6 protein-coding genes are annotated in these 6,548 nt (G+C 69.3%); 1 reads left to right on the top strand and 5 read right to left on the bottom strand.

The window, feature by feature from the left end; all coding sequences use genetic code 11:
• The 5 genes from ABZT02_RS28245 to ABZT02_RS28225 form a co-directional block, all read right to left on the bottom strand.
• A partial coding sequence (locus tag ABZT02_RS28245; RefSeq protein ID WP_356022083.1) for a sugar ABC transporter permease occupies positions 1-860 on the bottom strand: 860 nt, incomplete at its 3' end.
• A 13-nt stretch (positions 861-873) separates the two neighbouring features.
• The gene (locus ABZT02_RS28240; RefSeq protein ID WP_356022080.1) at positions 874-2,178 is read right to left on the bottom strand and encodes an extracellular solute-binding protein; all 1,305 of its coding nucleotides are present in this window, start codon (positions 2,176-2,178) and stop codon (positions 874-876) included.
• A gap of 200 nt (positions 2,179-2,378) precedes the next feature.
• Complete coding sequence (locus ABZT02_RS28235) at positions 2,379-3,758, bottom strand: cellulose binding domain-containing protein (RefSeq protein WP_356022078.1); 1,380 nt, start codon at positions 3,756-3,758, stop codon at positions 2,379-2,381.
• 74 nt (positions 3,759-3,832) lie between these two features.
• The gene (locus tag ABZT02_RS28230; protein WP_356022076.1) at positions 3,833-5,242 is read right to left on the bottom strand and encodes a HAMP domain-containing sensor histidine kinase; all 1,410 of its coding nucleotides are present in this window, start codon (positions 5,240-5,242) and stop codon (positions 3,833-3,835) included.
• Positions 5,239-5,943, bottom strand: coding sequence for a response regulator transcription factor (locus tag ABZT02_RS28225; RefSeq protein WP_020123282.1), 705 nt, complete (start codon positions 5,941-5,943; stop codon positions 5,239-5,241). The genes ABZT02_RS28230 and ABZT02_RS28225 overlap by 4 nt, the downstream gene beginning before the upstream one ends.
• Positions 5,944-6,041: 98 nt before the next feature.
• On the opposite strand from ABZT02_RS28225, the gene ABZT02_RS28220 reads away from it, so the two are divergent.
• Positions 6,042-6,548: a hypothetical protein gene (locus ABZT02_RS28220; RefSeq protein ID WP_356022073.1), complete on the top strand. Its 507-nt coding sequence runs from the start codon at positions 6,042-6,044 to the stop codon at positions 6,546-6,548.

Raw genomic sequence — 6,548 nt, 5'->3', positions numbered from 1 at the left:
ATGTTGTTGGTGATCAGGATCGACAGCAGCTCGGTGCCCTGGGCGCCCTTGTTGAAGACGAAGACCAGGTCGAAGGCGCGCAGCGCCTCGATGATCGTGACGACCAGGACGACCGTGTTGGTGGGGCGCAGGGTCGGGAAGATGACGTTCTTGAACGTCTGCCACTCGTTGGCGCCGTCCAGTGAGGACGCCTCCCGCAGGGAGGGGTCGACGCCCTTGAGGCCGGCCAGGTAGAGGATCATCATGTAGCCGGTGTGCCGCCAGGACGCGGCGATCAGCACCGCCCACAGGTTCAGCTTCGGATCGCCGATCCAGTCGATGTAGTGGCCCGGCTTGTTCGCCCCGATCAGGCTGTTGATCAGCCCGGTGTCGGGGTTGTAGACCAGCTGCCACACAAACCCGGTCACCGCCAGCGAGACCACGACCGGCAGGAAGAACGCGGTCTGGTAGACGCGGGAGAAGCGGATGTTCTTGTCCAGCTGGACGGCCAGGAACAGGCCGAACGGCGTCGGGATCAAGATGAGCACGACGAACCAGATGATGTTGTGCTCGACCGCGGGCCAGAACTGCGGGTTGTCGGTGAACAACTGCTTGAAGTTGTCCAGCCCCACCCACTTGATGGAGTCGAAGCCGATGCCGTCCCAGCTGGTGAAGGCCAGGGCGATCGAGGCCAGGGCGGTGACCCAGACCAGGGCCACGTGCAGGACCGTGGGCACGCCGGCCATGAAGCCGAGCGTGAGCCGGTCACGGCGGGTCAGCAGGCGCTTGTGCCCCCGCGGAACCCGCTTGTTGACAGGGGCAGGGCCCGAAGGCGGCACCGCGGCCGCCTCCGGGCTCTTCGTGTTCGTGTCGGTAGTCATTCAGCCGCTCAGCTCAGGAGGACGCGAAGATCGTCTTCTTCTGGCGTTCGATCGAGGACAGCAGGCTGTCGACGCCCTTGGGGTTCTGGAGGAACTTCTGCAGCGCGGGCTGCATCACCGTCGAGGTGAAGTCCGGACGCGAGTCCCGGTCCATGAACTGGGTCAGGCTCTTGGCACCAGTGATCATCTCGTACGCCTTCTTCTGCAGCGGCGTGTACGAGGAGGTGTCGGCCTTGTTGGAGGCGGCCACCACGCTGGTGTCGGACTTGAGGTAGATCTGCTCGGCGTCCGGCGTGCCCAGGTACTGCATGAGCTTGGTGACGCCCGCCTTGTTCTTCGGCGACTTGGACACCATGAAGCCGTCGGCCGGAGCCTCGACGGTGTCCTGCCCGTACGCGGAGTTGATCTCCGGGAAGGCAAAGAAGTCGAGGTCGTCCAGGTCAGCCTTGTTGGTGAACTGCTGCGCCACGAAGGTGCCCAGCACGTACATGCCGGCCTTCTTGGCCACCAGGGTCTGCGCCGCGTCCTGCCAGGTGCGGCCCATGAAACCGTCCTGGTGGTAGGGCAGTATCTCGGCCCAGTGGTCGAAGACGGTCTTGACCTTGGCGTCCGTCCAGGAGGCCTTGCCCGCCATCAGATCGACGTGGAAGTCGTAGCCGTTGGTGCGGAAGTTGAGCTGGTCGAAGGTGCCCATCGCCGGCCAGGCGTCCTTGTCACCGAACGCGATCGGGACCAGACCGTCCTTCTTCATCTGCTTGCACAGCGCCACGAAGGCGTCCCACGTGGTGGGCACCTCATAGCCGTGCTGCGCGAAGACGCTCTTGCGGTAGAAGATCGCCCACGGGTACGTGACCAGCGGCACGAAGTAGTACTTGCCGTCCGCGCCCTTGGACAGCTTCTTCATCGCGTCGGGGAAGTTGTCGCCGATCTTCTCCCACACGTCGTCGATCGGGGAGGCCAGCCCCTTGGCCGCGAAGAACTGCATGCGGTACCCGGCGAACCAGTTGAACACGTCGTCCGGCGTGCCCTGCAGATACGAGTTGATCTGCTCCTGGAACGTGTTGTGGTCCTTGGTGTTGACCTTGACGGAGATCCCCGACTGCTTCGTGAACGCCGTGTAGATCTCCCCGTACGCCTTCTTCGGCACGGCGTCCGACTGGTTGGAGCCCAGCGTGACGGTCTTGGGGTCCGACGAACTGCCGCTGCTGCCACAGGCCGACAGCAGGGGGATACCGGCGCCGAGCAGGGCGGCACCACCGACACCCTTGAGCAGACCACGGCGGCTGGGCGACGGGAGGGAGGACGAGAGGTCACGCATGTACGGCTCCTGAAGGCAGGGGTTCAGTCACGGAGGGATTCGGCGACCGGTCGTAATCGACCAGAAACCAACTTGACCGAACACGGTGGCGCAATGACAGCGTTATGTCAGGTCATGCGTCAATAGCTATCGGCCCGATTTGTCGAAACGTGACCGACATCCCTGCCTACCGGTGACCCAGGAGCCCCGTCGAGGCGGGTTCAGTTGTAGGCGGCGAAGGCCTTCGAGAAGGCGAACGCGTCCTGGACGACCGAGCTGCAGCTCGCGTCGGCGGAGGGCTTCGCACCGCCGGAGCACTGCTTGTCCCGGGTGGCCGACCACATCGACAGCCCGCCGAGTCCCTTCGCCTTGGCGAAGGTCACGAGCTGGGAGGCGTCGTCGACCGTGAAGATCTCGGAGGCCACGTCGTTGACCCCGATCATCGGCGTGACGGCGACCGCCTTCCAGGCCGCGCTGTCGGACAGCCCGAGGACGCCCTTGACCTGCGCCTGGGTGGCGGTGGCGGCCTGCTCGGCGTACGTGCCCATGTCCCCGCTGTACGAGGCCCCGTAGTCCATCGCCATGATGTTGACGGTGTCGACCCGCACGTCGTTGGACTTGGCGTTCGCGAGCAGGTCGACGCCGTCCTGGGTGAGGCCCTCGGGCATCACCGGGAGGGTGTAGGAGACGTCCAGGCCGGGGTGCCGGTCCTGAAGCTTCGCGATCACCTGCGCCCGCCGGGTGTTCGCGGCCGTGTTCGGCAGCGCCCCGCCCTCCACGTCGAAGTCGACCTTGGTGAGGCCGTACGCGTCCACGACCTTGCCGTACGCCGCCGCCAGCGCGTCCGCCGAGGAGCAGGTCGTGGCCAGCTCGGAGCCGGAGGCGCCGCCGAAGGAGACCCGGACGTCCCCGCCCTTCGCCCGCAGCGCGCCGATCTGCGCGGCCACGGCGTCGCTCGCCAGGTCGCTGACCCCGCCCCACTTGGGGGTGCAGCCGCCGCCGTCGGTGACGAAGGCGAGGGTGTAGTCCTGCACGCCGCTGGCCGCCCGGCTCGCGAGGAGGTCGAAGGCGGGGTAGAGGGAGGTGTCGACGTAAGGGGCGAAGCGGGCGCTCGCCGAGGGGGAGGTGGGTGTGGGGGTGGACGTGGGTGTGGGGGTGGGGGTGGGGGTGCCGCTGTCGCCGGTGGAGCAGGCGCCGTCGTCGACGCGGCAGCCCGTGGGGTCGCCCGTGCCGGTGACCACGAACCCGACCGTGACCGACTCTCCGGCGGCCAGGCCGTCGGTGTCCCACCGGGGCGGCTCCACCAGGACATGCCGCCCGGTCACACGGGACTCCCCGTTCCACAGGGAGCCGAGCGTGGATCCGTCCGGCAGGTCGAACTCCAGCTTCCAGTCCTTCTCCGCCGCACCGCTGTTGTTCGTGACGACGTACTGCGCGGTGTACCCGGTCGACCAGGCACTCGTCCTCGTGTACGCGGCGCCGATCCCGGCCGCCTGGGCGGTACCGCTCAACAGGACCGCGCCGGTCCCCACCACGGCGGCGGCGACCACCCCGCCGATCACCTTGTTCCTGCCGCTCACTCTGCGCCGATGGATGCTCATGGCGTGGCACGCTAGCGATCCGGAATCGGGCAAATGACCTGATCAGGGCGGGCGTTGAGGATCTTAGGGCGCCCTTAAGGAAGGGATCGGGGTCGGTTAAAGGTCGAGACCAGTCTGCCCGTCCGGCGCCTGCGCACCCGGTGACCGCGGCGCACCGGTTCCCGCCCGTCCAGCTGGATCCAGACCCGCACCTCGGTGCCGCCCAGCACCGACGACCCGATCCGGACGTCCCCGCCCGTCGCCTCGGCCAGCCGCCGCACGATGTCCAGCCCGAGCCCGGTCGACCCGGCGCTGCCGGACCCCCGCCCGCGTGCCATGGCGGCCTCGGGGTCGCGGATGCCGGGGCCCGCGTCGGAGACGAGGACGATCACCGCGTCCTCGCCGTTGTGCACGTCGACCGCGAAGGCGGTGCCCTCCGGGGTGTGCCGGAAGACATTTCCGAGCAGGGCGTCCAGCGCGGCCGCGAGGTCCGCCCGGGCCACCGGTATGCGCACCGGCCGCTCGGTGCCGGCCACCCGCCACTTGCGGCCCTCGTCCTCGGCGAGCGCCGACCAGAACCTCATCCGCTCCCGTACCACCTCGGCCGCGTCGCACCCGGCGCCGGGCCCGGCGGCCGCGGTCTGCGGCTTGGCCTCCCGGGCGGTACGGATGATGGTGTCGACCTCGCGCTCCAGCTGCGCGACCGCGGCCCGGGTCTGCTCGGCGGCCGGACCGTCCCCGAGCGAGGCCGCGTTGAGCCGCAGCACGGTCAGCGGGGTGCGCAGCCGGTGGGACAGATCGGCGGCCAGCTCCCGTTCGTTCGCCAGCAGTTGGACGACCTGGTCGGCCATGGAGTTGAACGCGACTGCCGCCAGCCGCAGTTCGGTCGGCCCCTCCTCCGGCACCCGCGCGCCCAGCTTCCCCTCCCCCAGCTCGTGGGCGCCCTCGACGAGCTTCTGCGCGGGCTGCACCATCCGGACGCCGAGCCGGTCGGCGACCGCGACCGAGCCGACGACGAGCGCGATGCCGACGCCCGCGAGGACCGCCCAGGCGGTCGCGACGCCGTTGCTCACCGCGGACTCGGGGACGTACACCTCGACGACGGCTATCTCGCCGGAGCTGAGCGCGACCGGCTGGAGCAGGGTGGAACCGCCGGGCACCTCGGTGGTGGAGGCGCGGCCCAGCTTCCGCACGGTCGCGATGTCGTCGTCGGCGGCCCGCTGCCGTCCGATGTCCACGGAGTTCTGAGCGCTTTTACGGTCGCCGTCGGCCGGTATGTGGACGGCCATCCCGGAGTCCGAGCCCGCGGAGGCGACGACCCGCTCCAGCTGGTCCCGGTCGGTGGTGATGGACAGGGCCGGGGCGACGGCGGCCGCCTCCCGCTCGGCGTTGGAGAACGCGCGGTCCCGGGCCATCTCCTTGATGACGAGGCCGAGCGGGACGGCGAAGGCGACCACGACCATGGTGGTGACCGCCAGACAGACCTTGACCAGGGCCCACCTCACAGCGGCAGCCCCCCGCCCGGTGGTTCCAGCTTCACGCCGACGCCCCGCAGGGTGTGCAGATAGCGGGGCTGTGCGGCCGTCTCGCCCAACTTGCGCCTGAGCCACGACAGATGGACGTCGATCGTCTGGTCGTCGCCGTAGGACTGCTGCCAGACCTCCGCGAGGAGTTCCTTGCGGGGTACGACCACCCCGGGCCGGGCGGCCAGGAAGGCGAGCAGGTCGAACTCGCGGCGGGTGAGGTCGAGTCGGACGCCGTCCAGTTCGGCCTGGCGGCGCAGCGGGTCGACGCTCAGGCCGCCGACGCGCAGCACGGTCTCGGGCGGTGCGTCACCGCCGGCGGCCCGGGACCGTCGCAGGACGGCGGCCATCCGGGCGGAGAGGTGCTCGACCGAGAAGGGCTTGGTGAGGTAGTCGTCCGCCCCGGCGTTCAACAGGCGGACGATCTCCGTCTCGTCGTCCCGCGCGGTGGCGATGATGACCGGGACGTCGGTGATCCCGCGCAGCATCTTCAGGGCCTCGGACCCGTCGAGATCGGGCAGTCCGAGGTCCAGGATCACCACGTCGAAACGGAAATGGGCGACCTCGCGCAGCGCCTCCAGCGCCGTCCCGACGCTGCGCACGGTGTGGGCCGCGTCGGTCAGGTGCCGGATGAGCGCCGAGCGAACGAACTGGTCGTCCTCGACCACGAGCACACTTGCCATGCGCCGCACCGTACGCGATTCCGGCGGGCACGGTCCGGGCCTGTGGACAACTCACTCCGTGTGTGGTTTGTGCGACGCGTGAGGCAGTATGGCGGGCGATGCGCAGAGGACTCGTACACGTACTGGCCTGGCTGCTCGCCACGGGCGCGGCGGTCACGTTGTCGTGGTGGGGTGTCCACACGGTCATGGCGGGCACGGCCTACGATCCGCCGCGCGCCCTGCCCATCACGGCGGCCGAGGCGACGACCCAGGAGTCGAAACCGCTGGCGTCACCGACGCCGACGCGGACCGTGCGGGCCACCCCGTCGAAGAGTCCCGCACCGACACCGAGCCGCACGACCGCGAGTGCGACTCCCTCGAGGAGCCCTTCTCCCACCGCCTCCGGCCGGATCAGGAGTTACGACACCGACGGCGGCCGCGCGGTCTTCGACCTCGGTGAGAAGTCGGCGACCCTCGTCTCCGCGACGCCGGGTACGGGCTGGTCGATGCAGGTGTGGAAGACGGAGTCGTGGATCCGGGTGGAGTTCTCCTCGGGCGCGGACCGGGTGTCGGTGTTCTGCACCTGGCACGACGGTCCGCCCCGGGTGGAGATCGGCACGTACTGA

The sequence above is a fragment of the Streptomyces sp. NPDC005402 genome (genome assembly GCF_040606575.1).
In the GTDB taxonomy this organism is placed as follows: domain Bacteria; phylum Actinomycetota; class Actinomycetes; order Streptomycetales; family Streptomycetaceae; genus Streptomyces.
This window is presented reverse-complemented; position numbering and strand designations above follow the sequence as displayed.